We start from the raw sequence: 25,159 nt of genomic DNA on the forward strand, positions 1-25,159 counted from the left end.
GATGTAGTTCTGTAGTCTTGGGTTGTGCTTGTCAACGCACGGCACAGGCGATTCTCTCACCAGGCTAAAACACACTGGTTATAGGATCAAGCCTTACGGGCAATTAGTACTGGTTAGCTTAACGCATTACTGCGCTTCCACACCCAGCCTATCAACGTCCTGGTCTCGAACGACCCTTCAAGGCGGTCAAGCCGCCAGGGAATCCTCATCTTCAGGCGAGTTTCCCGCTTAGATGCTTTCAGCGGTTATCTCTTCCGTACATAGCTACCCTGCGATGCCTCTGGCGAGACAACAGGTACACCAGCGGTACGTCCACTCCGGTCCTCTCGTACTAGGAGCAGCCCCCGTCAAGATTCCAACGCCCACGGCAGATAGGGACCAAACTGTCTCACGACGTTTTAAACCCAGCTCACGTACCTCTTTAAATGGCGAACAGCCATACCCTTGGGACCGGCTACAGCCCCAGGATGAGATGAGCCGACATCGAGGTGCCAAACACCGCCGTCGATATGAACTCTTGGGCGGTATCAGCCTGTTATCCCCAGAGTACCTTTTATCCGTTGAGCGATGGCCCTTCCATTCAGAACCACCGGATCACTATGTCCTGCTTTCGCACCTGCTCGACTTGTCGGTCTCGCAGTTAAGCACGCTTTTGCCATTGCACTTTAGGTACGATGTCCGACCGTACCAAGCGTACCTTCGAACTCCTCCGTTACACTTTGGGAGGAGACCGCCCCAGTCAAACTGCCTACCATGCACTGTCCCCGACCCGGATTCACGGGCCAAGGTTAGAACCTCAAACAAACCAGGGTGGTATTTCAAGGACGGCTCCACGTAGACTAGCGTCCACGCTTCAAAGCCTCCCACCTATCCTACACAGATCGGTTCAAAGTCCAATGCAAAGCTACAGTAAAGGTTCATGGGGTCTTTCCGTCTAGCCGCGGGGAGATTGCATCATCACAAACACTTCAACTTCGCTGAGTCTCGGGAGGAGACAGTGTGGCCATCGTTACGCCATTCGTGCAGGTCGGAACTTACCCGACAAGGAATTTCGCTACCTTAGGACCGTTATAGTTACGGCCGCCGTTTACCGGGACTTCAATCAAGAGCTTGCACCCCATCATTTAATCTTCCGGCACCGGGCAGGCGTCACACCCTATACGTCCACTTTCGTGTTTGCAGAGTGCTGTGTTTTTATTAAACAGTCGCAGCCACCATTTTATTGCAACCCCTTCACCCTTCTGGCGCAGGCCAGTCAAGCTACCAGGGCGTACCTTATCCCGAAGTTACGGTACCAATTTGCCGAGTTCCTTCTCCCGAGTTCTCTCAAGCGCCTTAGAATACTCATCTCGCCCACCTGTGTCGGTTTGCGGTACGGTCTCGTATGACTGAAGCTTAGAGGCTTTTCTTGGAACCACTTCCAATTGCTTCGCAGCACTAGGCCGCTCGCCCCATAGCCTTGAATTACGCGCCCGGATTTGCCTAAGCGCCTTCTCCACTACAGGGACCGGGACTTCCAACACCCGGACAACCTTCCGCGATCCGTCCCCCCATCGCATCATACGACGGTGCAGGAATATTAACCTGCTTCCCATCAGCTACGCATCTCTGCCTCGCCTTAGGGGCCGACTCACCCTACGCCGATGAACGTTGCGTAGGAAACCTTGGGCTTACGGCGAGGGGGCCTTTCACCCCCTTTATCGCTACTCATGTCAGCATTCGCACTTCCGATACCTCCAGCATCCTTTACAAGACACCTTCACAGGCTTACGGAACGCTCTCCTACCACGCACATTGCTGTGCGTCCGCAGCTTCGGTATATAGCTTAGCCCCGTTACATCTTCCGCGCAGGACGACTCGATCAGTGAGCTATTACGCTTTCTTTAAAGGGTGGCTGCTTCTAAGCCAACCTCCTGACTGTTTTAGCCTTCCCACTTCGTTTCCCACTTAGCTATATTTGGGGACCTTAGCTGGCGGTCTGGGTTGTTTCCCTCTTGACACCGGACGTTAGCACCCGATGTCTGTCTCCCGTGATTGCACTCTTCGGTATTCGGAGTTTGCTATGGCGGGGTAATCAGCAATAGACCCCCCAACCATGACAGTGCTCTACCCCCGAAGGTGAGACACGAGGCACTACCTAAATAGTTTTCGGAGAGAACCAGCTATTTCCAGATTTGTTTAGCCTTTCACCCCTATCCACAGCTCATCCCCTAACTTTTCAACGTTAGTGGGTTCGGTCCTCCAGTACGTGTTACCGCACCTTCAACCTGGCCATGGATAGATCATCTGGTTTCGGGTCTACACCCAGCGACTGAACGCCCTGTTCGGACTCGCTTTCGCTACGCCTGCCCTAATCGGTTAAGCTTGCCACTGAATGTAAGTCGCTGACCCATTATACAAAAGGTACGCCGTCACCCGTTTCCAGGCTCCGACTGTTTGTATGCATGCGGTTTCAGGATCTATTTCACTCCCCTCCCGGGGTTCTTTTCGCCTTTCCCTCACGGTACTGGTTCACTATCGGTCGATCACGAGTATTTAGCCTTGGAGGATGGTCCCCCCATCTTCAGACAGGATTTCACGTGTCCCGCCCTACTTGTCGTACACCTAGTTCCACAACGCTGTTTTCGCATACAGGGCTATCACCTGCTATGGCCGGGCTTTCCATCCCGTTCTGCTAACAACACTGCTAAAGAGTACAAGGCTCTTCCCATTTCGTTCGCCACTACTCTGGGAATCTCGGTTGATTTCTGTTCCTGCAGCTACTTAGATGTTTCAGTTCGCCGCGTTCGCTTCCCTGGCCTATGTATTCAGCCAGGGATGACCCATTCGGGCCGGGTTTCCCCATTCGGACATCTCCGGATCAAAGCTTGTTTGCCAGCTCCCCGAAGCTTTTCGCAGGCTACCGCGTCCTTCATCGCCTGTGATCGCCAAGGCATCCACCACATGCACTTGTTCGCTTGACCCTATAACGAGTGTGTCTCAGTGAGACAGTCGCTACAGGTGAGTTCTCGCATTTGTGCCGTATTCCAAGTCATCTTTCGATCACTTAAATACATTTTGGTTGATACAATCACAACCCGGTATCGCGTTGGTTACTGCAGCGTCTCATCAACGCTCGCGCGACACCTTTACTACATCCCATATTGTTAAAGAACAGCCGATTCGCAGGGCAGACCCGCGATCGCTTGGCAATGCCAAAGGGAAGCACTCAATAAATGCTTTCCTTTGACAACCAATTCCAGGTTTTCCGCAACTCACTCGTCAGAGCGATGGTGGAGGATGACGGGATCGAACCGACGACCCCCTGCTTGCAAAGCAGGTGCTCTCCCAGCTGAGCTAATCCCCCCTCGGATAACTTGGTGGGTCTGGTAGGACTTGAACCTACGACCCCCGCCTTATCAAGACGGTGCTCTAACCACCTGAGCTACAGACCCTTGGCTGTAACAGCAAACAAACCGATAAGTGTGGGCACTGGACACGCAGAACGCGCGCCTCTGGAAAGGAGGTGATCCAGCCGCACCTTCCGATACGGCTACCTTGTTACGACTTCACCCCAGTCATGAACCCTGCCGTGGTAATCGCCCTCCTTGCGGTTAGGCTAACTACTTCTGGCAAAACCCACTCCCATGGTGTGACGGGCGGTGTGTACAAGACCCGGGAACGTATTCACCGCGGCATGCTGATCCGCGATTACTAGCGATTCCAGCTTCACGTAGTCGAGTTGCAGACTACGATCCGGACTACGATGCGTTTTCTGGGATTAGCTCCCCCTCGCGGGTTGGCAACCCTCTGTACGCACCATTGTATGACGTGTGAAGCCCTACCCATAAGGGCCATGAGGACTTGACGTCATCCCCACCTTCCTCCGGTTTGTCACCGGCAGTCTCTCTAGAGTGCCCTTTCGTAGCAACTAGAGACAAGGGTTGCGCTCGTTGCGGGACTTAACCCAACATCTCACGACACGAGCTGACGACAGCCATGCAGCACCTGTGTCCACTTTCCCTTTCGGGCACCTAATGCATCTCTGCTTCGTTAGTGGCATGTCAAGGGTAGGTAAGGTTTTTCGCGTTGCATCGAATTAATCCACATCATCCACCGCTTGTGCGGGTCCCCGTCAATTCCTTTGAGTTTTAATCTTGCGACCGTACTCCCCAGGCGGTCAACTTCACGCGTTAGCTACGTTACTGAAGAAATGAATCCCCAACAACTAGTTGACATCGTTTAGGGCGTGGACTACCAGGGTATCTAATCCTGTTTGCTCCCCACGCTTTCGTGCATGAGCGTCAGTGACGTCCCAGGGGGCTGCCTTCGCCATCGGTATTCCTCCACATCTCTACGCATTTCACTGCTACACGTGGAATTCTACCCCCCTCTGACATACTCTAGCCTGACAGTCACAAGCGCCATTCCCAAGTTAAGCTCGGGGATTTCACGCCTGTCTTATCAAACCGCCTGCGCACGCTTTACGCCCAGTAATTCCGATTAACGCTCGCACCCTACGTATTACCGCGGCTGCTGGCACGTAGTTAGCCGGTGCTTATTCTTCCGGTACCGTCATCCCCCCGCCGTATTAGGGCAGAGGTTTTCTTTCCGGACAAAAGTGCTTTACAACCCGAAGGCCTTCTTCACACACGCGGCATTGCTGGATCAGGGTTGCCCCCATTGTCCAAAATTCCCCACTGCTGCCTCCCGTAGGAGTCTGGGCCGTGTCTCAGTCCCAGTGTGGCTGATCGTCCTCTCAGACCAGCTACTGATCGTCGCCTTGGTAGGCCTTTACCCCACCAACTAGCTAATCAGACATCGGCCGCTCCTATCGCGCGAGGCCTTGCGGTCCCCCGCTTTCACCCTCAGGTCGTATGCGGTATTAGCTAATCTTTCGACTAGTTATCCCCCACGACAGGGCACGTTCCGATGTATTACTCACCCGTTCGCCACTCGCCACCAGGCCGAAGCCCGTGCTGCCGTTCGACTTGCATGTGTAAGGCATGCCGCCAGCGTTCAATCTGAGCCAGGATCAAACTCTTCAGTTCAATCTCTGTGTGGACCCGAAGGTCCTCGCTCTTTCGAGCGGTCGCTCACTCTCAGAAAACTGACTGACCAGATCCGAAAATCCAGTCACGTTTTGCTGTGCGAGCACTGTATAACTTGTGAAGCTCCGAAGTCGAAGACTTCGTGCGTCCGCTACCCAGCGCCCACACTTATCGGTTGTTTGGTTGTTAAAGAACTTCGCTGCCGGCTTTGCCGTTCAGCGCGCTGCGTTGTCTGCAGCAGAGAAACGAGATTATGTAGCACTTTCTTCGTTTCGTCAACCAGGCCAGCAATCTTTTTTGCTCCGTTCGTCGCGCCAACTTCGCGCCGCCGAACCACCCGATCAACCCCGCAACCCTTGCTGCGCCTGCTTTGCAGCGCCGCGGTGTGTTGCGAGGGGGCGAATATTAGGGGGGATTTCCGGAGCTTGCAACCACCTTTGTCACAAGCGCAACGCAACCCGCCCCCACCTTCAGACCCAAACCATTGATCAATAAGGAAATATCGGGTTTTCCCTGAGATCGCGAAACTGAATACCCAATGAAAACCATCGGGTATTCGCCTATCAACTTATCAGCGATGCTTGAAATCCGGGCTGCGTTTCTCGACGAAAGCCGCCATCCCTTCCTTCTGGTCTTCGCTGGCAAACGTCGAATGGAACAGCCGGCGCTCGAAGCGCACGCCTTCCGCCAGCGTGGTTTCGTAGGCCGCGTTGATCGACTCCTTGATCATCATGACCACCGGCAACGAGAAGCCGGCGATGGCTTCCGCCGCCGACAGGGCCTCGTCCATGAGCTTGTCGGCCGGCACCACGCGCGACACCAGGCCAGCGCGTTCGGCCTCAGCGGCATCCATCATGCGGGCGGTCAGGCACAGGTCCATGGCCTTGGCCTTGGACACTGCGCGCGGCATGCGCTGCGTGCCGCCCGCACCCGGCATGGTACCGAGCTTGACTTCCGGCTGGCCAAAGCGCGCGTTTTCGGCAGCGATGATGATGTCGCACATCATGGCGAGCTCGGAACCGCCACCAAGCGCATAGCCCGCTACGGCAGCAATGACCGGCTTGCGGATGGTGCGGATGGTTTCCCAGTTACGGGTGATGTAGTCGCCCTTGTACACATCCATGAACGAATACTTGGACATCATGCCGATATCGGCGCCGGCGGCGAAAGCCTTCTCGCTGCCGGTAATAACGATGGCGCCGATGCCTTCATCCTTGTCGAAAGCCGTCAGCGCGGCGCCCAGTTCGTCCATCAGCGCGTCATTGAGCGCGTTCAGGGCTTTGGGGCGGTTCAGCGTGACCAGTCCAACCCGGCCGCGCGTTTCCACCAGGATGTTTTCGTACGACATGTCTTCTCCTTTGTCTGCAAAAGAACCAGATGTTGATCCGGCAGCAAGTCTGCCACGTTACCCGATTGTGTTGCAGCCGATTGCGCCGCGGAGCTGAGATCCTCCCGGCTCGAAATCAGCTCGTGCGCGGCGCTGACGACCTGGTCCACCCGGACGTCCTCGATCCGTGTGCCCGTCAATGGCTTGACGATACGCATGCACTCGCCGTCCCCGGCCGGGCCCGTCACGTGCGACAGCGTCGGCCCGAAGATCGCGATGACCGGCGTGCGGAATGCCGCCGCGACGTGTGTGGGCCCCGTATCCGTGCCGATCAACAAAGCCGAGTCAGCGATCAACGCCATCATTTCGGGCAACGAAGTTTTCCCACAGAGATTCAAGACATCGGGAAACTTCGCCGCGATCTGTGCGACATGCTCCGCTTCCGCCGGCGTTCCAATCAGCACGGGCCGATGGTCGGGAAAGAATCGCGACCAGCCCTCCAGCAAGCCGATCCATCGCTCCACCGGCCACAGGCGCGTATTGGCCCGCTTGTGATAGAACGAACTGTTCCCGGTATGCAGGCAGATACAAGGCGTTTCCAGGCCAAAGCGTGCGCGGATATCAATGTCCGGCCTTCGCAGCGAAGGCATGGCACGACCGGCGATATGGTCTGGGGTGCAATAGGCCAGCAGGCGCTGGACCACCTTGGTCCTGTGGGTGTCTGGCGGATCCACTTCATGGCGCACCTTATAGACCTTGACCTTGCGGGCAACCGGGAAGCACCAGCCCAGGCTGGGGAAGAAGTCCGTCCGGTTGATGGTCAGGTCCAATATCAGGTGATACGGATAACGAAGCAGCGCCCGCGAAAGGATCAGCCACTTGTGCGGATTCACCAACAACGGAAGCCTGGGACCACCGCGCAGTATGAGGACCCGCGAAATGCGGGGGTCGTGCTCGAACAGATCGCCAGACCGGTGCTTCAGCAGCAGGTCGATCTCCAAATCGTTGCCATAGGTTTCCCTCAAGGCGTCGATGGATGCGCTGGCCCACACGACATCACCCAGGCCGCCAATGCAAAGAACCAGTGCCCGCCGCCTCGATTTCCCGTCAGCCAATTTCGTTTTGTGCAACATTGACTCCCCAGCTTCCGCAATCTTGTTGGCCGATATATCCGGCAGCTCGCCGACCCGGGACGTCGTGGCGCCGAGTCTTTCAACTTTGTTCGGATATAAAGACAGGCGAAATATACTTTGGTTGCCTGCAAATGATTTATTCCAACAGTGATTTTTTGATCACTCGACGGAGAGACAATGTAACTTACAAGATACATCGCTGTTAACGGGCGGCCGGCCGCCAGCCTTCAACCATAGGCGACGAAGGCGGATAGGAAGACATTGCGTCCTCCTGAAGGGGCAAACGATGGGGCCGTATCGCATGAAGTTCTCTCATGCGATGCCCACCACCGGATCAGAGCATGTGAGCCAGGAATTCCCGTGTGCGGGCGTGGCTCGGCGCGCCGAATACCTGCTCGGGCGGCCCTTCCTCGAGGATCCTGCCCTCGTCCATAAACACCACATGATTGGCGACTTCGCGTGCGAAGCCCATCTCGTGCGTGACGACCAGCATGGTCATATGCTCGTCCGCGAGCTGTCGCATGGTACGAAGGACTTCTCCGGTCAACTCCGGATCGAGCGCCGACGTCGGCTCGTCGAACAGCATGATGTCGGGTTCCATCGCCAGTGCCCGCGCGATGGCCACGCGCTGCTTCTGTCCGCCAGATAGCCGCGCCGGATAGTTGTCCCGCTTGGCCAGGAGGCCAACCTTGCGCAGCAGTTCCTCCGCCTTGGGAATCGCGGCATCGCGCGACAAACCCTTGACGGTCATCGGTGCTTCGATGATGTTCTGCAGCACCGTCATGTGCGGGAACAGGTTGAAGGACTGGAACACCATGCCCATCTTGCGGCAGATGCGGCGAATTTCCGCATCCGGCACGTATTTGGCGGCGCCGTCGGACCCCGTGGCCGCCAGCGCCTCGCCTTCGATTTCAATATTGCCGCTGTCGATCACCTCGAGATGGTTGAGGCAGCGCAGCAAGGTGCTCTTGCCCGAGCCGGAGGGGCCGATCACCGCAGTGACGTCACCCTTGCGCAAAGTCAGGGAGACTCCGTGCAGAACCCGCAGCGGCCCGAACGCCTTGACGATGTCCCGGGCCGCGACCATGACACCAGGTGCGCGGCTGGAATCGGTTCCGGCGCGATCAGTCATCATGTTTGGCATAGCGTTTCTCGAGGTGCTGGAAGAGCCAGGTCAGGATCAGCGTCATCACCAGATAGAAGAGCGCGGCGACCAGGAAAGGCGTGGTGGTGAAATCGCGCTGCACGATGCCGCGCGCGGTGCGCAGGATATCGTTGAGCGCCAGGACATAGATCAGCGACGTGTCCTTGATCAGCGTGATGGTCTCGTTGCTGACCGGCGGCAGGACGCGGCTGACCATCTGCGGCAGCACGACGCGCCGCATGGTCTGGAAGTAGGTCATGCCCAGCGCCTTGCTGGCTTCATACTGGCCGCGGTCGACCGATTTGATCCCGGCGCGGAAGATCTCCGCGAAATAGGCCGCGTAGTTCAACGCGAATGCCACCACGGCAGAGGGAAAGTCTGGCAGGCGCACGCCAACGACCGGCACGAACGGCAGCGCGAAATAGATGAACAGCATCTGCAGCATCAGCGGCGTGCCGCGCATCAGCCAGATATAGCCGTTGACGAGGCCACTCAGCAGCGGCCATTTCGAGATGCGGGCCAGCGCCAGCGCGAGGCCCAGCGGTACAGAAAGAGCCAGCGTGATGAAGAACAGTGTGAGGGTGACTTTCGCACCCTGCGCCAAAGGCGACAGAAGGGATAAGACGTAATCCATGCTTGCGCGGATGGAATGGGTTCGGGTCGGGGCGGCGGGCCGTGAATACCGAGCCGCCCCCGGACCGCGATAAGGCGCGACGCCGCGCCAACGCAGCGCAGGACGTCGCGAAAGGTCGGGATTACTTGGTGATGTCGGCGCCGAACCACTTCGTGGCGATGCGGGCGGCCGTGCCGTCTTCCTTCATCGAACCGAGGGTCTTGTCGAGCTTGCCAAGCAGCTCCGCGTCGTCCTTGCGCACGCCAACGCCGTAGTCTTCGGTGCCGAAGTTCTCGTCCAGCACGCGGTATTCGCCGGCGCGCTTGCTGATGAGGTAGCGGCCCACCACTTCGTCCACCACGATGGCGTCGAGGCGGCCGGTCGACAGGTCCATCAAGGCCGTCACGTTATCGCCGAAGGTCTTGAGTTCCTTCAGGCTGGCCGCGACCGCGGCTTCCTTCTTGATGGCATCCACCGCGCTGCTGCCGTCCTGCGCGCCGACGATGCGGCCGGCCAGGTCGGCCTTGGTCTTCACCGGCGACTTGATCCCGACAATGATGATCTGGTGGTTCGTCATGTAGGGAGCGGTAAAGCTGATGTTCTGCTTGCGCTCTTCCGTGATGGTCAGGCCGTTCCACAGGACGTCCACGCGCTTGCCATTGAGCTCTGCTTCCTTCGCGCTCCAGTCGATCGGCTTGAATTCAACCGTCATGCCGAGGCGGTGGCTCGCCTCCTTCGCCATGTCGATATCGAAGCCGACTAGTTCGTTGTTGCTGTCGCGAAAGCCCATCGGCGGGAAGTTGTCGTCGAGGCCGACGATGATCCTGGTGGCCGCAGCCGGTGCCGGCTCCGTATTGGCGGCGGGGGCCGATTCCTTCTTGCCGCACGCGCCAAGCAGCGCGACGGTCGAAATCAGGAGTAGTGCAGCGAACTTCTTCATGGAGGTATCCAATGCGAATAGACAGGCACACCGGCGTCCGGGTAAGGAGACCGACGGGTTTCAGGTTATTGTTTGCAGCGGGATTATAGAGCGACACCCTCCGCCAGCATTGCGAGGGGCGCCGGCAATCGCGCAAAGCCTGTCGCGCCGCGACCGATAAGGCACTGAGGCAAGACAACCCGACTCAGATTTTTGGTGCTAACATTCACCGACCGTCCGGTCGGTTAATTAAAAACCGCATGGCAACAATATAAAGGCAGGAGACAACAATGCCCCCGATGTCCGCGCCCGCTGGCCAGCCGGCCAGCCTGGACTCCGGCCCGGTCTTGCTGGCATGGCAAGGCAATGTGGCCGTCATCACCCTGAACCGCCCCGACAAGCTGAACAGCTTCACCCGCGAGATGCACGGAGCGCTCCAGCAGGCGCTCGACCACGTGGAGGCAGGCGGCGCCCGCGCGCTGCTGCTGACCGGCGCCGGCCGCGGCTTCTGCGCTGGTCAGGATCTTGCCGACCTGGATTTCACGCCGGGCAAGATGACAGACCTGGGCACACTGATCGACAGCTATTTCAATCCGCTCGTGCGCCGCTTGCAGGCCCTGCCCCTGCCGGTGGTCGCCGCCGTGAACGGCACCGCCGCGGGCGCCGGCGCTAACCTGGCGCTGGCCTGCGACATAGTGCTGGCGGCGCGCTCGGCCAGTTTCATCCAGGCCTTCGTCAAGATCGGGCTGGTGCCCGATTCCGGCGGCACCTGGCTGCTGCCCAAGCGGATCGGCATGGCACGCGCCATGGGCCTGGCCATGACCGGCGACAAGCTCACGGCCGAAGAGGCCGAGCGATGGGGCCTGGTCTGGGACATCATGGACGATCCCCTGCTGCAAGAGCAGGCGCTGGCGCTCGCCACGCATCTCGCGGCCCAGCCCACGCGCGCGCTCGCGGCAATCAAGCGTGCCATGTATGCCAGCGGCACCTCGACGCTGGATACGCAGCTCGATCTGGAGCGGGACCTGCAGCGCGAGCTGGGGCAATCCGCCGATTATGCGGAAGGCGTCAATGCCTTCCTGGAAAAGCGCGCACCCAGGTTCACCGGCCGCTGACCGGCAGGCGCCATCCGGCGCCGGCCCACCGAGAGACAGGAGATCCGCTTGACCAAGAATCCGCAGGCACTTGCCGAGGCGGCCGCCGCCGCCATGTACGAAGCCGATACCTGCAGCCGCTGGCTGGGCATCGTGGTGCAGGAAGTACGGCCCGGCTACGCCCGCCTGACCATGCCGGTGCGTCCGGAATTCCTCAATGGGCACGGCATCTGCCACGGCGGCCTGATGTTTACACTGGCTGACTCCAGCTTCGCTTTCGCGTGCAATAGCCACAATATCAACACGGTGGCAGCGGGTTGCAGCATCGAGTTCCTGAAGCCCGTGCACGGCGGCGATGTGCTGACGGCCGAGGCCGCGGAGCAGACCCTGTCCGGTCGGCACGGCATCTACGATATCCGCGTGACCAATGCGGCCGGCGAAGCCGTGGCGATGTTCCGTGGCAAGTCGGCGCAGATCAAGGGACACGTGGTACCGCCGGACAGCGTCGCCTGAAGCCTGGCCGGGCATGCAGACAATGTCATCGACAAGAACGCCCCCCTTGCAGGAGACGAGATGAGTACGCGCCTGACCGATCTTCCGCTCGAGCCCATCGAGACCGCCAGCCGCGCCGAACTGCACGCGCTGCAGCTCGAACGCCTGAAGTGGTCGCTGCATCATGCCTACGAGCATTCACCGGTCTACCGCCGCAAGTTCGACGAGGCCGGCGTGCATCCGGACCAGGTCCAGACGCTGGCGGACCTGGCGCGCTTCCCGTTCACGAGCAAGCAGGACCTGCGCGACAATTACCCGTTCGGCATGTTCGCCGTGCCGCAGGACCGCGTGGCGCGCGTGCATGCCTCGTCGGGCACCACGGGCAAGCCGACGGTGGTCGGCTATACGCTCAAGGACATCGATACCTGGGCCACCGTGATGGCGCGATCGATCCGCGCGGCCGGCGCCCGGCGCGGCGACAAGGTCCACATCAGCTACGGCTATGGCTTGTTCACCGGCGGCCTCGGAGCGCACTACGGCGTGGAAAAGGCCGGCCTCACGGCAATCCCGTTCGGTGGCGGGCAGACCGAGCGGCAGGTGCAGCTGATCCTGGATTTCAAGCCTGAGATCATCATGGTCACGCCCAGCTACATGCTGGCGATCGCCGACGAATTCGAGCGCCAGGGCATCGACCCGGCCACGACCTCGCTGCGCGTAGGGATCTTCGGCGCCGAGCCGTGGACGCCGGAAATGCGGCTAGCGATCGAAAAGCGCATGAACATTTCGGCGGTGGACATCTACGGCCTGTCCGAGGTGATGGGCCCGGGCGTTGCCAATGAATGTGCCGAGACCAAGGACGGCCCGACCATCTGGGAAGACCACTTCTACCCCGAGATCATCGACCCGGATACCGGCGCGGTGCTGCCCGATGGTGAGTTCGGTGAACTGGTATTCACCTCGCTGACGAAGGAAGCGATGCCGGTGGTCCGCTACCGCACCCGCGACCTGACCCGGCTGCTGCCGGGCACGGCGCGAGTGGCGTTCCGACGCATGGAAAAGGTAACCGGCCGCACCGACGACATGATGATCGTACGCGGCGTGAACGTGTTCCCGTCGCAGATCGAGGAGCTGATTCTGAAGCGCCCCGAACTGGCGCCGCACTACCAGTGTGTGCTGACGCGAGAGGGTCCGATGGACACGCTGACGGTGCGCGTGGAGTGCGCCCATGGCAACGAACCGGCGACGGCGCAGGCCGCGCGCGAGGCACTGGCCCACGATATCAAGGCGTATATCGGCGTAAGCGCCGGCATCGAGGTGCTGCCTGCCGGCGGCATCGAGCGCTCGGTCGGCAAGGCAAGGCGAATCGTCGACCAGCGCCCGCGCTAGGCACTGCGGCCGCGGGCGTCAGCTGCGCGGCATCAGCACCCACATCCTGCCGCCCTGCTTCATGCGGCCGGCGGTCTCGCCCGCCGCATCGCCGGCACCCCAGAAGAAATCCGCGCGCACGCCGCCCTTGATGGCGCTGCCGGTATCCTGCGCGAACATCAGCCGCTCGATCGGTTCGGTCGACAGCGGACGCGTGGTCGACAGGAACACCGGAACGCCCAGCGGGATGGTGGCCGGATCGACCGCGATCGAGCGCTCCGCCGTCAGCGGCACGCCCAGCGCGCCGACCGGACCGTCATTGGTCGGCGGCAGTTCGCGGAAGAACACGAAACGCGGATTCACGTTGAGCATCTCTTCGACGCGCGACGGATTGGCACGCGCCCACGCCTTGATGCCTTGCATGGTCGCCTGCGCCGGCGTGATCTCGCCGCGGTCGAGCAGCCATTTGCCGAACGAGCGGAACGGCTGGTCGTTGGTGCCGCCAAAGCCCACGCGCATCAGGGTGCCGTTGGGCAGCCGGATACGGCCAGAACCCTGGATCTGCAGGAAAGCGGCCTCCACTGCGTCGTCCACCCACACCAGTTCGTTGCCGCGCATGGACGGGTTCTGCAGCAGCTCGGCCCGCGCGGGCAGCGGCCGGCCGGCCATCTGCGCCGGCTTGCGGTACAGCGGAATCTGGAACTGGCCCTGGCGCGTGCGCGAACCGTGCAGGATGGGTTCGTAGTAGCCGGTGATCAGGCCGCTGTCGGAGCCGTCGCCGTTGATGACGCGGAACGGCTGGAAATTGGTTTCGAAGTAGGCGCGCATGGCGACGAGATCGCCGGCGTCGACCATCAGGCCCGCGGCGCAGGCGCGGCCCCATTCGGCGCGCTTCTTCAGCGCCTGGCAGCTGGCTTGCAGCGCCGGCCACGCGGCGCGCATGTCATCCTGGCTCCAGCCGTTGATTTCGTTCCAGTTCGCGGCCTGCAATCGGCCCTTCTGCGTGCCCGGGGTCGGGGCCGTCGTGCCGGGCGTGCCGCCGGTCTCGATGCGCGGCGGCGGCCCGCTCATGCAGCCGGCCAGCAGCGCGGCGCCAGCGGCCAGAGCGGCCCAGCCGCGCCGCGGCATGCTGGCTTGGGGCCTGTCCTTCGGTCGCGGGTACGCGGAATAGAAATGCGGAATTGCCATCTTGTCAGTTCGTATTGTCCAGCGCCGCCGCGCATGCATCGGGGCCGATGCCCTACAATGCCCGGCGTCAATCGTCACCGTTGCGGCGCCCGTAAAGGTCCCCGCCGTCCCGATCATGTCCGAGTTCCTTGAAGCCCACCCGATGCTGTTGTTCGCGGCTGAAGCCGGCGTGGCGCTGTTGCTGCTGATCTTCATCGTGGTCTGGACCATGGGCACGGCGAAGAAGAACCCGCGCCCATCCCGTGCCCCCGCCGACCACCCGTCGCGCCAGGGCCAGAACCAGAACCGAAAGCCGGCGCAGGATCAGGACAGCCAGCCGCGCCAGTAGGTTCCCGGCGCGGGCCGCTGCGGTTCAGTGCAGCATGCGCGGCAGCACCAGCGCGAATTCGGGAATCGGCACCTCGAAGCGGTGGCCGTCCTCGGCCACGCAGAAATACTCGCCCTTCATCGAGCCCACCGGCGTCGAGATGGTGGCCCAGCTGGTGTACTCGAAATGCTCGCCCGGCTTGAGCAGCGGCTGGTGGCCGACCACGCCCAGGCCCGCGACTTCCTGCGAGGCATTGTCGCTGTCGGTAATGATCCAGTGGCGCGAGATCAGCTGCGCGGCGACTTCGCCGGTATTGTGGATCGTGATGGTGTAGGCGAAGGCATGGCGCCCGCGTTCGGCGTCGGACTGGTCGGGCAGGTACTGGGTACGTACCGCCACGGAAAAAGCGTACTCGCTCATTTGTCTGCGGAATCCGGCTCAAGGGTAGGCGCATTGTGCGGCAAGGCTCCGGTAGCGGCAAGTGCGAAGCCAGGCTCGGCCTCGTAGCGCCGACAGGCGTAAAATACGCGCCATTCGCCGGCCGGCAGTCCCCGGATCGCCCCGTGGGAACTCCATTTGAGCCTACCCCGCCCGATTCCGCCGCGCCGCCACCCTACTGTCCCCATTTTTTTGCCCGCCGCCATGAGCACGCCCACCTTCCGCATCGCCCCGTCCATCCTGTCCGCCGACTTTGCCCGCCTGGGCGAGGAAGTCCGCCGCGTGACCGAGGCCGGCGCAGACTGGATCCACTTCGACGTGATGGACAACCACTACGTCCCGAACCTGACGGTGGGCCCGCTGGTATGCGAGGCCATCCGCCCGCACGTGACCGCTCCGATCGACGTGCACCTGATGGTGCGCCCGGTGGACCGCATCATCCCGGACTTCGCCAAGGCCGGTGCCAATATCATCACCTTTCACCCGGAAGCCAGCGAGCACGTGGACCGCTCGCTTGCACTGATCCGCGACAACGGCTGCCAGGCCGGCCTGGTGTTCAACCCGGCCACGCCGCTGCACCACCTGGACCACGTGATGGACCGCCTCGACGTGATCCTGCTGATGTCCGTCAACCCGGGCTTCGGCGGCCAGTCGTTCATCCCCGAGACGCTGAACAAGCTGCGCGCGGTGCGCCAGCGCATCGACGCCTACACCGCGCGCACCGGCCGCAAGATCCTGCTGGAGGTGGATGGCGGCGTGAAGGTCGACAACATCGCGGAGATCGCCGCCGCCGGCGCCGACACCTTCGTGGCCGGCTCGGCCGTGTTCGGCAAGCCCGATGCGGACGGCGGCTACCGCGGCATCATTTCCGCGCTGCGCGCCGAGCTGGCCAAGGCCGGCCAATGAGCGCGGGCATGACGCTGCGCCGCACCGACTGGGGCGGCATCGAAGGCGTGATCGTCGACCTGGACGGCACCATGGTCGACACCGCGGGCGATTTCCACGCCTCGATCAACGCCATGCTGCTCGCGCTGGCGCGCCTGCACCCCAACCTGGGGCCGGTGGCGCCGATGTCCGAACGGGACATCGTCAGCTTCGTCGGCAAGGGGTCGGAAAACCTGATCCGGCGCGTGCTCGATGCACGCTTTGCCCCGCTGCACGCCAACGGCCTGTTCGCCGAGGCCTATGCGCTCTACGACCGCGAGTACATCCGCATCAACGGCCAGTTCTCGCAGGTCTACCCGGGCGTGCGCGAGGGGCTGGCGGCGCTGAAGGCGGCCGGGCTGCGCATGGCCTGCGTGACCAACAAGCCTTACAGCTTCACCGAGCCGCTGCTGGCCAAGACCGGCCTCGCGAAGTATTTTGAGCTGGTCTACGGCGGCGACGCGTTCCCGCTGCGCAAGCCCGACCCGTACCCGCTAATCAAGGTGGCCGAGATTTTCCACCTCGATCCGTCGGCCATGCTGGTGATCGGCGACTCGGAAAACGACGCGCAGGCAGCCCGCGCGGCGGGCATGGGCGTGCTGCTGATGCCCTACGGCTACAACCATGGCAACCCTGTACAAGCCGTCGACGCCGATGGTATAGTCGATTCCATTGCCCGCGTGGCAGAGCTTCTTTCTGCACACGAAACGCGCTGATATCCGGTACTTCAAGCCGGCGGCGCCTGGCAATCAGACTTTCATAGCCCTGAACACCTCAATGTTCTTCAACCGCAAACGCATTTCTTCTGGCAGTGATCGGCAGGCTTGGCCCTGGCGTCGCTGGCGCGCCTCCCAACAGGCGTAAAGTGCGTTCGCGAGTCCGCTGAAGGCCTTCGTACCGAAGGCTCTTCGCAACCGGCCCGGGTGCCGGCATCCTTACCAGGATCCCTCTTCACTCCCCGCCAGCAAGCGTAGCCCCATGTGCTACGTTTAGCTCAAGAACGCGCCACACGCCGCCCCGGCCGTGTGCGGTCTTGTCCGCAGTCTTCCCGCACCACGGTTCCCTATCCGGAGCTGGCCTTGTGCCGTCTCCCGCCCGAATTGCCGACACCGCGGCGCCGCGCCACCCTGATAACGCCGCGCGCCGCAAACGAGGATCGACATGACCGAACTGGAATTCAAATCGCTGGCCGACCAGGGCTACAACCGCATCCCGCTGATCGCCGAGGCCTTTGCCGACCTGGAAACGCCGCTGTCGCTGTACCTGAAGCTGGCCCAGTCGCAGACGCGCGGCGTCAACACCTTCCTGCTGGAATCGGTAGTTGGGGGCGAACGCTTCGGACGCTATTCGTTTATCGGCCTGCATGCCCGCACGCTGCTGCGCTCCTACGGCAACCGCGCCGAGGTCGTGACCGACGGCAAGGTGGTGGAGACCCACGAAGGCAACCCGCTGGATTTCATCGCCGAGTTCGAAAGCCGCTTCAAGGTGGCGCTGCGCCCCGGCCTGCCGCGCTTCTGCGGCGGCCTGGCGGGCTACTTCGGCTACGACGCGGTGCGCTATATCGAGAAGAAGCTGGCCGACACGAAGAAGGACGATGACCTTGGCCTGCCCGACATCCAGCTGCTGCTGTGCGAGGAACTGGCGGTCATTGACAACCTGTCGGGCAAGCTCTACCTGATCGTCTACGCCGACCCGACCACGCCAGAGGCCTACCCGCGCGCGCGCCAGCGCTTGCGCGAGCTGCGCATGAAGCTGCGCCAGCCGGTCGACGTGCCGGTGACGAGCCCGTCCGTGCAGACCGATGTCTACCGCGAATTCGACAAGGCCGATTACCTCGCCGCCGTGCACAAGGCCAAGGAATACATCATGGCCGGCGACATGATGCAGGTGCAGATCGGCCAGCGCCTGACCAAGCCGTACCGCGACGCGCCGCTGTCGCTGTACCGCGCGCTGCGTTCGCTGAACCCATCGCCGTATATGTATTTCTACAACTTCGGCGATTTCCAGATCGTGGGCGCCTCGCCGGAGATCCTGGTGCGCCAGGAATCCCGCAAGGTCGGCACCAACGGCGATACCCGCAACGAGCATATCGTCACCATCCGCCCGCTGGCCGGCACGCGCCCGCGCGGCAATACGCCCGAGAAAGACGCCCAGCTCGCCACCGAACTGCTCAACGACCCGAAGGAGATCGCCGAGCACGTGATGCTGATCGACCTGGCGCGCAACGATATCGGCCGCATTGCCGAAACCGGCACGGTCAAGGTCACCGACAAGATGGTGATCGAGAAGTACTCGCACGTGCAGCACATCGTCAGTTCGGTCGAAGGCACCCTGCGCCCCGGCATGAGCAACCTGGACGTGCTGCGCGCGACCTTCCCTGCCGGCACGCTGTCGGGCGCGCCCAAGGTGCGCGCGATGGAAATCATCGACGAACTGGAGCCGCGCAAGCGCGGCATCTACGGCGGCGCGGTGGGCTACCTGTCGTTCGGCGGCGAGATGGACCTGGCGATCGCCATCCGCACGGGCATCGTCAAGGACGGCAACCTCTATGTGCAGGCCGCGGCCGGCATCGTTGCCGATTCGGACCCCGAAGCCGAATGGAGGGAAACCGAAGCCAAGGCGCGCGCCGTGATCCGCGCCGCCGAGCAGGTCCAGGATGGCCTGGACTCCGATATCTGAACCGAGAAAGATTGGGAGACATAGCCATGCTGCTGATGATCGACAACTACGATTCGTTTACCTACAACCTGGTGCAGTACTTCGGCGAACTCGGCGAGGACGTGCGCACCTATCGCAACGACGAAATCACGCTCGAAGAGATCGAGGCGCTCAGGCCCGACCACATCTGCGTGTCGCCCGGCCCGTGCAGCCCGAAGGAAGCCGGCATCTCGGTGGCCGTGCTGCAGCACTTCGCGGGCAAGGTGCCGCTGCTCGGCGTGTGCCTGGGCCACCAGGCAATCGGCGAGGCCTTCGGCGGCAAGGTGATCCGCGCCAAGCAGGTCATGCACGGCAAGGTCAGCACCATCGAGACCACCCAGGAAGGCGTGTTCGCCGGCCTGCCAAAACACTTCGACGTGACGCGCTATCATTCGCTGGCGATCGAGCGCGAAACCCTGCCCGATTGCCTGGAAGTGACCGCCTGGACGCCTGACGGCGAAATCATGGGCGTGCGCCACAAGACGCTGGCCGTCGAGGGCGTGCAGTTCCATCCCGAGTCGATTCTTTCCGAGCATGGCCATGCGCTCCTGGCCAACTTCGTGAAGACGACGCGATGAGGCTGCTCGACACCCCAACGCCGTCCGTTTCCATCGCGCCGAGCGCCACAACAACGACCGAGACCGCCATGACCATCACCGCCCAGGAAGCGCTGACCCGCTGCATCGAACACCGCGAGATCTTCCACGACGAGATGCTGCACCTGATGCGCCAGATCATGCAGGCGCAGATCTCGCCGGTGATGGCCGCGGCGATCCTGACCGGCCTGCGCGTGAAGAAGGAAACCATCGGCGAGATCTCGGCCGCCGCGCAGGTGATGCGCGAATTCGCCAACAAGGTCGACGTGGCGGACCGCGAGAATTTCGTCGATATCGTCGGCACCGGCGGCGACGGTTCGCATACGTTCAATATCTCGACGGCCTCGATGTTCGTCGCGGCCGCTGCCGGCGCGAAGATCGCCAAGCACGGCAACCGCGGCGTGAGTTCCAAGTCGGGCAGCGCCGACGTGCTGGAAGCGCTCGGCGTGAACATCATGCTGACGTCGGAACAGGTCGGCGAGTGCATCGCGCAGACCGGCATCGGTTTCATGTTTGCCCCGACCCATCACCCGGCCATGAAGAACGTGGCGCCGATCCGCAAGGAAATGGGCGTGCGCACCATCTTCAATATCCTCGGCCCGCTGACCAACCCGGCCGACGCGCCGAATATCCTGATGGGCGTGTTCCACCCGGATCTCGTCGGCATCCAGGTGCGCGTGATGCAGCGCCTCGGCGCGAAGCACGCGCTGGTGGTCTACGGCAAGGACGGCATGGATGAAGTATCGCTTGGCGCCGCCACGCTGGTCGGCGAACTGAAGGACGGCGAAGTGCGCGAGTACGAGATCCATCCGGAAGACTTCGGCCTGTCGATGGTTTCAAACCGTGGCCTGAAGGTGGCCGACGCGATCGAGTCCAAGGAGATGCTGCTGGAAGCGCTCCGCAACGTGCCCGGCACGCCGCGCGAGATCGTCTCGCTCAACGCGGGCACGGCCCTGTATGCCGCCAATGTGGCCGACTCCATCGAAGACGGCATCCGCCGCGCGCGCGAAGCCATCGCCAGCGGTGCCGCGCGCGAGAAGCTCGACCACTTCGTGCGTGCCACGCAGCAGTTCAAGTAAGCGCCTGTCGTCCCCGCGAAAGCGGGGACCCAGTGACTTTTGCTTTGGCCACAGAGCAAAAGTCACTGGACTCCCGCTTTCGCGGGAGCGACGGAGCGAGAGTTACATATGTCCGACATCCTGCAAAAGATCATGGCCGTCAAGGCCGACGAAGTCGCTGCTGCCCGCAAGAAGCGCGACCTGCCCAGCCTGCGCGCCGAGGCCGAGAGCCTGCGCCACGAAGCCGGCTTCGCCCCGCGCGGCTTCGAACGCGCGCTGCGCGAGAAGATCGCCGCCGGCCACGCCGGCGTGATCGCCGAGGTCAAGAAGGCCTCGCCGTCCAAGGGCGTGCTGCGCGAGAACTTCGTGCCCGAGGCGATTGCCGAGAGCTACGCCAGCCACGGCGCCGCCTGCCTGTCGGTGCTGACAGACGTGAATTTCTTCCAGGGCCACGCAGACTACCTGAAACGCGCGCGCGGCGCCTGCCCGCTGCCAGCGCTGCGCAAGGACTTCATGCTCGACCTGTACCAGGTCTATGAAGCGCGCACCTGGGGCGCGGACTGCATCCTGCTGATTGTCTCGGCACTGGACCCGGGCCTGATGGCCGAACTGGAGGCGTGCGCGCACGAGCTTGGCATGGACGTGCTGGTGGAAGTCCACGGCGGCGACGAACTTGACCGCGCGCTGCGCCTGAAGACGCCGCTGCTCGGCGTGAACAACCGCAACCTGCGCACCTTCGAAGTCTCGCTCGACAACACGCTGGAATTGCTGCCGCGCATGCCCGCGGATCGCCTCGTGGTAACGGAATCGGGCATCCTCGGTCCGGACGACGTGAAGCGCATGCGCGATGCCGATGTCCACGCCTTCCTGGTCGGCGAAGCGTTCATGCGCGCGCCGGACCCGGGCGTCGAACTGGCGCGGCTGTTCGCGTAAGCCAGCGGCAATGGCACAGGAAATCGAACTCAAGCTTGCAGTACCTGACGCCAGTCTGGCCCCTGTGGCTGCCTGGCTCGACGCCAATGGCGAGGCGAAGGGCGAGCTCACGCTGCTGAACGTCTACCTCGACACGCCCGAACGCGACCTGGCCCGCGCGCGCGCCGCGCTGCGCCTGCGCCGCAAGGGCGCCCAGTGGCTGCAGACGCTGAAGACCGCGGGGCAGAGCCAGGCGGGCCTGGCCAGCCGGCACGAGTGGGAAACCGAGGTGGCGGGCGAGGCCATCGAGCTGCAGCGGCTGCCGGACGAAGCGCGGGCGCTGCTGGTACCCCTGGCCGATCGCCTTGCACCAGTCTTTCGCACCGACTTTGCGCGCCGTACCTGGATCGTGGAACAGGACGGCGCACGGATCGAGGCCGCGCTCGACAGCGGCGCCATCACCGCACCGGCCACGCACGCGCAGGAACGCATCCAGGAACTGGAGCTGGAATGGCTGTCAGGCGATGAAAGCCGGGCCGCCGACGCGCTGCGCGCATTGGGCGCACGCCTGCAAGCCATTGCCGCGCTGACGCCGTCCGATCTCAGCAAGGCCGCGCGCGGCTACCGGCTGGCCGGTGTCGCCAACGCCTGATACTTTCCGACTCACTGCGATTCCGCCTCCCTCCGTACGCATGCAAGCTGATCTGTTCGCCCCAGAGACCGACACCGCAACGCCGCGTGCCGCTGCCACCGCCGGGCTGCAAGCCCAGGCTGACGCCCTGCCTGCTGCCTGGCGCGATTTGCTGGCGCCATGCCTGACCGCACCGGCGTGGCAGGAACTGGCCGGCTTCGTCGACGGCGAGCGCTCGGCCGGCAAGCCGGTCTTTCCGCACGAGGTCTTCCATGCGCTGCACCTGACGCCGCCCGAAGCGGTCAAGGTCGTCATCCTTGGGCAGGACCCGTACCACGGCACCGGCGTAGTCGGCGGCGTGGAACTGCCACAGGCGCATGGCCTGGCCTTCTCGGTACCGGATGGCGTGAAGGTGCCGCCGAGCCTGCGCAATATCTTCAAGGAAATCGCGGCCGAATATGGCGACAGCCCGGCGCCGCGCGCGTCCGGCAATCTGGAAGGCTGGGCACGCCAGGGCGTGCTGCTGCTGAACACCGTGCTGACCGTGGAGCAGGGCCAGGCCGCCAGCCATGCGCGGCGCGGCTGGGAAGCGGTGACAGACTGCCTGATCCATGCGCTGGCCGAAAGCCGTCCGAACCTCGTGTTCCTGCTGTGGGGAAGCCACGCGCAGGCCAAGAAGCCACTGCTGACGGGCAGCCACTGCGTGCTCGAAGCCCCGCACCCGTCGCCGCTATCGGCGCACCGCGGCTTTTTGGGCTGCGGGCATTTCCGCGAAGCCAATCGCTGGCTGGAAGCGCACGGGCGTGCGCCGATCGACTGGCTGACGGCCTGAGCGCCGCATCTTCCTGACAGGCTCAATTCGGCTCATATGCGCATCATCCGAACTCTTCGCGATGCATCATAAGCTGAAGATATCGCCACGCGTGTTCCTGGACACGCGCGCGGGGCCAGTGGCCGATGCCGCGCCGTCACCGGCCAGGCGTTCCCTGCCGGACGAGCCCGATGAAAGACGCGCTCAGCATCGATAAACCGCCGCGGCAAGCCGTGCCTAAACCGTCGGCCGCAGATCAAAATCCTCGAACCTTCCCTGCCCCGGCTCCACGTCAACGCGCGTGACCTGCGAGGCCGGCGGACCAGCCTCCATCCAGTCGCGCAGCGCCTCCAGTTGCAACACCGTGCCGGCGGCCATGACTTCGACGGTGCCGTCGGTCCGGTTGCGCACCCAGCCCTTGAGCCCCAGCGAAATGGCCGCCTGCGCGCAGCCCGCGCGGTAGCCCACGCCCTGCACGCGCCCATGCGCCGTCATGTGCCAGGTTTCCATGGCATCTTCCTCCTTGACCGCGTGCCGGCGGCCCCGCTACACCGGCATGTCATCCACAAGACGTAAACTAGACGGCTGTCCCAGGCGTTACCAGAGAATGCACGCCGCAAGACGTGATGCTGCCGGCACCCAGCCATCAGCCAGGTCCCTTCCATGGGCCGCCCCTTCCGCGCCGGTCACCGCCATGCCGGCTGCGCCAGCCCACCAAGCGCCATGATGCAGCAATCCGCCAACGACAACCCGGCCACGCCCGCACCCGGCTATGACAGCCAGCTGCTGACCGCGCCGCCCAACCGCTTCGACTTCGCGCTGCTGCCGATCCTCCTGGCGATCATCGTCATGGTGGCGTTCGCCGCACAGCAGATGAATGTGCCGTTCGTGCCCGGCGAGCCGATGACGGTGCACCTCGACATCGCCTACCTGCCCTACTACCTGATGCGCACCAGCATCCGCATGCTGGCCGCCCTGGCGGCGTCGCTGGTGTTCTCGCTCGGCTTCGCGGCGCTGGCGTCGAAGAATCGCACGGCCGAGAAGGTGCTGGTGCCCGCGCTGGATATCCTGCAATCGATCCCGGTGCTAGGCTTCCTCTCGATCACGGTGACCGGCTTCATCGCGCTGTTCCCGGGCAACCTGATCGGCGTGGAGTGCGCGGCGATCTTTGCGATCTTCACCTCGCAGGCCTGGAACATGGCCTTCAGCCTGTATCAGTCGTTTCGCACCATCCCCGGCGACCTGCTCGAGGCGGCGGCCATGTTCCGCCTGTCGCCGTGGCAGCGCTTCTGGCGGCTGGAAGTGCCGTTCGCCATGCCGGGCCTGCTGTGGAACATGATGATGTCGATGTCCGGCGGCTGGTTCTTCGTGGTGGCGTCGGAAGCCATCTCGGTGTCCGGCCACGACATCCGGCTGCCAGGGATCGGCTCCTATATCGCGCTGGCCATCCAGCAGCAGGACCTGGCCGCAATCGGCTGGGCCATCGTGGCCATGCTGGTCGGCATCCTGGTGTATGACCAACTGCTGTTCCGCCCGCTGGTGGCATGGGCCGACCGCTTCCGCTTCGAGACGCTGGCCCAGGACAAGGAGCCCGAGTCGTGGCTGCTGGACCTGCTGCGCCGCTCGGAATGGGTGCGGGCCTTGCTGGTTCGCACCGCGGCGCTGGCCGAGCGCACGCTGGCCTGGGGCGCGCGCCGGCAGCGCGAGGCGCCCGCCGAACCCGATCCGCGCCGCGCGCAATGGCGCGAGCGCGCCGGCAATGCCGTGATCCTGCTGGTGGCGCTGGCCGCGCTGGGCCGCGTGATGTACTTCGTGCACAGCGAAGTGGGCCTGGCCGAGGTCGCCCATGTGGTGTGGCTGGGCACGCTGACCATGGTGCGGGTGATCCTGCTGATCGCGCTGGCGGCGGTAATCTGGGTGCCGATCGGCATCCGTATCGGCCTGAACCCGTCGGTGGCCCGCATTGCGCAGCCCGTGGCGCAGTTCCTGGCGGCCTTCCCCGCCAACCTGATGTTCCCGCTGGTGGTCATGCTGATCGTGCGCTTTGGCCTGAATCCGGAAATCTGGCTCAGCCCGCTGCTGATCTTCGGCACGCAGTGGTACATCCTGTTCAATGTGGTGGCCGGCGCCTCGGGCATCCCGACCGAACTGAAGCTGGCGGCGCGCAATTTCGGCCTGCGCGGCTGGCTGCTGTGGAAGCGCTTCCTCATCCCCGCGGTGTTCCCGAGCCTGCTGACCGGGCTGGTGACGGCGGCCGGCGGTTCGTGGAATGCCAGCATCGTGGCGGAATATGTGACCTGGGGCGACCGCACGCTGGTCGCCACGGGGCTTGGCAGCTATATCGCCGAAACCACCGCGCGCGGCGATTTCCCGCGCATCGCGCTGGGCATCGGCGTGATGGCGCTGTTCGTGGTCGGCTTCAACCGGCTGCTGTGGAACCGCCTGTATCAACTCGCGCAGGAGCGCACCCGCTTGTAAGG

At 62.9% G+C, this 25,159-nt stretch carries 21 protein-coding genes, 2 tRNA genes and 2 rRNA genes; 13 read left to right on the plus strand and 12 right to left on the minus strand.

Annotation, left to right across the window (positions count from 1 at the left end):
• Positions 1 to 82 precede the first annotated feature (82 nt).
• The 9 genes from ACIGJC_RS13740 to ACIGJC_RS13780 all read right to left on the minus strand — a co-directional run bounded on the left by ACIGJC_RS13740 (position 83) and on the right by ACIGJC_RS13780 (position 10,187).
• Positions 83 to 2,963, minus strand: a 23S ribosomal RNA gene (locus tag ACIGJC_RS13740).
• A gap of 307 nt (positions 2,964 to 3,270) precedes the next feature.
• A tRNA-Ala gene (locus ACIGJC_RS13745) sits at positions 3,271 to 3,346 on the minus strand.
• Positions 3,347 to 3,357: 11 nt separating this feature from the next.
• A tRNA-Ile gene (locus ACIGJC_RS13750) sits at positions 3,358 to 3,434 on the minus strand.
• A 64-nt stretch (positions 3,435 to 3,498) separates the two neighbouring features.
• A 16S ribosomal RNA gene (locus ACIGJC_RS13755) occupies positions 3,499 to 5,030 on the minus strand.
• Together the 16S and 23S rRNA genes with 2 tRNA genes alongside form the textbook arrangement of a ribosomal RNA operon.
• 571 nt (positions 5,031 to 5,601) lie before the next feature.
• A complete protein-coding gene (locus tag ACIGJC_RS13760; RefSeq protein ID WP_483709463.1) occupies positions 5,602 to 6,378 on the minus strand; it encodes an enoyl-CoA hydratase in 777 nt (258 codons plus the stop codon).
• Complete coding sequence (locus ACIGJC_RS13765) at positions 6,321 to 7,490, minus strand: glycosyltransferase family 9 protein (protein ID WP_483709464.1); 1,170 nt, start codon at positions 7,488 to 7,490, stop codon at positions 6,321 to 6,323. The genes ACIGJC_RS13760 and ACIGJC_RS13765 overlap by 58 nt, the downstream gene beginning before the upstream one ends.
• 334 nt (positions 7,491 to 7,824) lie before the next feature.
• A complete protein-coding gene (locus tag ACIGJC_RS13770) occupies positions 7,825 to 8,577 on the minus strand; it encodes an amino acid ABC transporter ATP-binding protein (protein WP_483711546.1) in 753 nt (250 codons plus the stop codon).
• A 37-nt stretch (positions 8,578 to 8,614) separates the two neighbouring features.
• Entirely contained in the window at positions 8,615 to 9,268 is a 654-nt protein-coding gene (locus ACIGJC_RS13775; protein ID WP_483709466.1) for an amino acid ABC transporter permease, read from the minus strand.
• 121 nt (positions 9,269 to 9,389) lie between these two features.
• Positions 9,390 to 10,187, minus strand: coding sequence for an amino acid ABC transporter substrate-binding protein (locus ACIGJC_RS13780; RefSeq protein WP_483709467.1), 798 nt, complete (start codon positions 10,185 to 10,187; stop codon positions 9,390 to 9,392).
• A gap of 269 nt (positions 10,188 to 10,456) precedes the next feature.
• On the opposite strand from ACIGJC_RS13780, the gene paaG reads away from it, so the two are divergent.
• From paaG to paaK, 3 genes are read left to right on the plus strand one after another with little or no spacing between them, the layout of a single operon-like run.
• Complete coding sequence (paaG, locus tag ACIGJC_RS13785; RefSeq protein ID WP_483709468.1) at positions 10,457 to 11,281, plus strand: 2-(1,2-epoxy-1,2-dihydrophenyl)acetyl-CoA isomerase PaaG; 825 nt, start codon at positions 10,457 to 10,459, stop codon at positions 11,279 to 11,281.
• Between the two features lie 48 nt (positions 11,282 to 11,329).
• The gene (paaI, locus tag ACIGJC_RS13790; protein ID WP_483709469.1) at positions 11,330 to 11,773 is read left to right on the plus strand and encodes a hydroxyphenylacetyl-CoA thioesterase PaaI; all 444 of its coding nucleotides are present in this window, start codon (positions 11,330 to 11,332) and stop codon (positions 11,771 to 11,773) included.
• Positions 11,774 to 11,833: 60 nt separating this feature from the next.
• Entirely contained in the window at positions 11,834 to 13,138 is a 1,305-nt protein-coding gene (gene paaK, locus ACIGJC_RS13795; RefSeq protein ID WP_483709470.1) for a phenylacetate--CoA ligase PaaK, read from the plus strand.
• A gap of 18 nt (positions 13,139 to 13,156) precedes the next feature.
• Here the strand turns inward: paaK and mltA are convergent, their stop codons facing one another.
• Positions 13,157 to 14,245: a murein transglycosylase A gene (mltA, locus tag ACIGJC_RS13800; RefSeq protein WP_483711547.1), complete on the minus strand. Its 1,089-nt coding sequence runs from the start codon at positions 14,243 to 14,245 to the stop codon at positions 13,157 to 13,159.
• A 175-nt stretch (positions 14,246 to 14,420) separates the two neighbouring features.
• Between mltA and ACIGJC_RS13805 the strand changes: the two genes are divergently transcribed.
• Positions 14,421 to 14,633, plus strand: a complete 213-nt coding sequence (locus ACIGJC_RS13805; protein ID WP_483709471.1) for a hypothetical protein — start codon at positions 14,421 to 14,423, stop codon at positions 14,631 to 14,633.
• 24 nt (positions 14,634 to 14,657) lie between these two features.
• Here the strand turns inward: ACIGJC_RS13805 and apaG are convergent, their stop codons facing one another.
• Entirely contained in the window at positions 14,658 to 15,032 is a 375-nt protein-coding gene (gene apaG / locus ACIGJC_RS13810) for a Co2+/Mg2+ efflux protein ApaG (protein ID WP_483709472.1), read from the minus strand.
• Between the two features lie 222 nt (positions 15,033 to 15,254).
• On the opposite strand from apaG, the gene rpe reads away from it, so the two are divergent.
• The 8 genes from rpe to ACIGJC_RS13850 all read left to right on the plus strand — a co-directional run bounded on the left by rpe (position 15,255) and on the right by ACIGJC_RS13850 (position 22,700).
• Complete coding sequence (gene rpe, locus ACIGJC_RS13815; RefSeq protein ID WP_483709473.1) at positions 15,255 to 15,956, plus strand: ribulose-phosphate 3-epimerase; 702 nt, start codon at positions 15,255 to 15,257, stop codon at positions 15,954 to 15,956.
• Positions 15,953 to 16,690 (plus strand): phosphoglycolate phosphatase, encoded by a 738-nt coding sequence (locus ACIGJC_RS13820; protein WP_483709474.1) that lies wholly within the window; start codon positions 15,953 to 15,955, stop codon positions 16,688 to 16,690. Before rpe ends, ACIGJC_RS13820 begins: the two co-directional genes overlap by 4 nt.
• Before the next feature lie 445 nt (positions 16,691 to 17,135).
• Positions 17,136 to 18,653 (plus strand): anthranilate synthase component I, encoded by a 1,518-nt coding sequence (gene trpE / locus ACIGJC_RS13825; protein ID WP_483709476.1) that lies wholly within the window; start codon positions 17,136 to 17,138, stop codon positions 18,651 to 18,653.
• A 26-nt stretch (positions 18,654 to 18,679) separates the two neighbouring features.
• Positions 18,680 to 19,249, plus strand: a complete 570-nt coding sequence (locus ACIGJC_RS13830; RefSeq protein WP_483709477.1) for an aminodeoxychorismate/anthranilate synthase component II — start codon at positions 18,680 to 18,682, stop codon at positions 19,247 to 19,249.
• A gap of 68 nt (positions 19,250 to 19,317) precedes the next feature.
• A complete protein-coding gene (gene trpD, locus ACIGJC_RS13835) occupies positions 19,318 to 20,346 on the plus strand; it encodes an anthranilate phosphoribosyltransferase (RefSeq protein ID WP_483709478.1) in 1,029 nt (342 codons plus the stop codon).
• 108 nt (positions 20,347 to 20,454) lie between these two features.
• Positions 20,455 to 21,258: an indole-3-glycerol phosphate synthase TrpC gene (gene trpC / locus ACIGJC_RS13840; protein ID WP_483709480.1), complete on the plus strand. Its 804-nt coding sequence runs from the start codon at positions 20,455 to 20,457 to the stop codon at positions 21,256 to 21,258.
• A gap of 10 nt (positions 21,259 to 21,268) precedes the next feature.
• On the plus strand, positions 21,269 to 21,889 hold the full coding sequence (locus ACIGJC_RS13845; RefSeq protein WP_483709481.1) for a CYTH domain-containing protein: 621 nt from the start codon (positions 21,269 to 21,271) through the stop codon (positions 21,887 to 21,889).
• A 40-nt stretch (positions 21,890 to 21,929) separates the two neighbouring features.
• Positions 21,930 to 22,700 carry a uracil-DNA glycosylase gene (locus ACIGJC_RS13850; protein ID WP_483709483.1) on the plus strand — a complete coding sequence of 257 codons (771 nt, stop codon included), beginning with the start codon at positions 21,930 to 21,932 and terminating at the stop codon, positions 22,698 to 22,700.
• 216 nt (positions 22,701 to 22,916) lie between these two features.
• Here the strand turns inward: ACIGJC_RS13850 and ACIGJC_RS13855 are convergent, their stop codons facing one another.
• Positions 22,917 to 23,189: an acylphosphatase gene (locus tag ACIGJC_RS13855; RefSeq protein ID WP_483709485.1), complete on the minus strand. Its 273-nt coding sequence runs from the start codon at positions 23,187 to 23,189 to the stop codon at positions 22,917 to 22,919.
• A gap of 216 nt (positions 23,190 to 23,405) precedes the next feature.
• Between ACIGJC_RS13855 and ACIGJC_RS13860 the strand changes: the two genes are divergently transcribed.
• Positions 23,406 to 25,157 carry an ABC transporter permease gene (locus ACIGJC_RS13860; protein WP_483711548.1) on the plus strand — a complete coding sequence of 584 codons (1,752 nt, stop codon included), beginning with the start codon at positions 23,406 to 23,408 and terminating at the stop codon, positions 25,155 to 25,157.
• Positions 25,158 to 25,159: the final 2 nt, after the last annotated feature.

The sequence above is a fragment of the Cupriavidus sp. C3SS-1 genome (genome assembly GCF_057073755.1).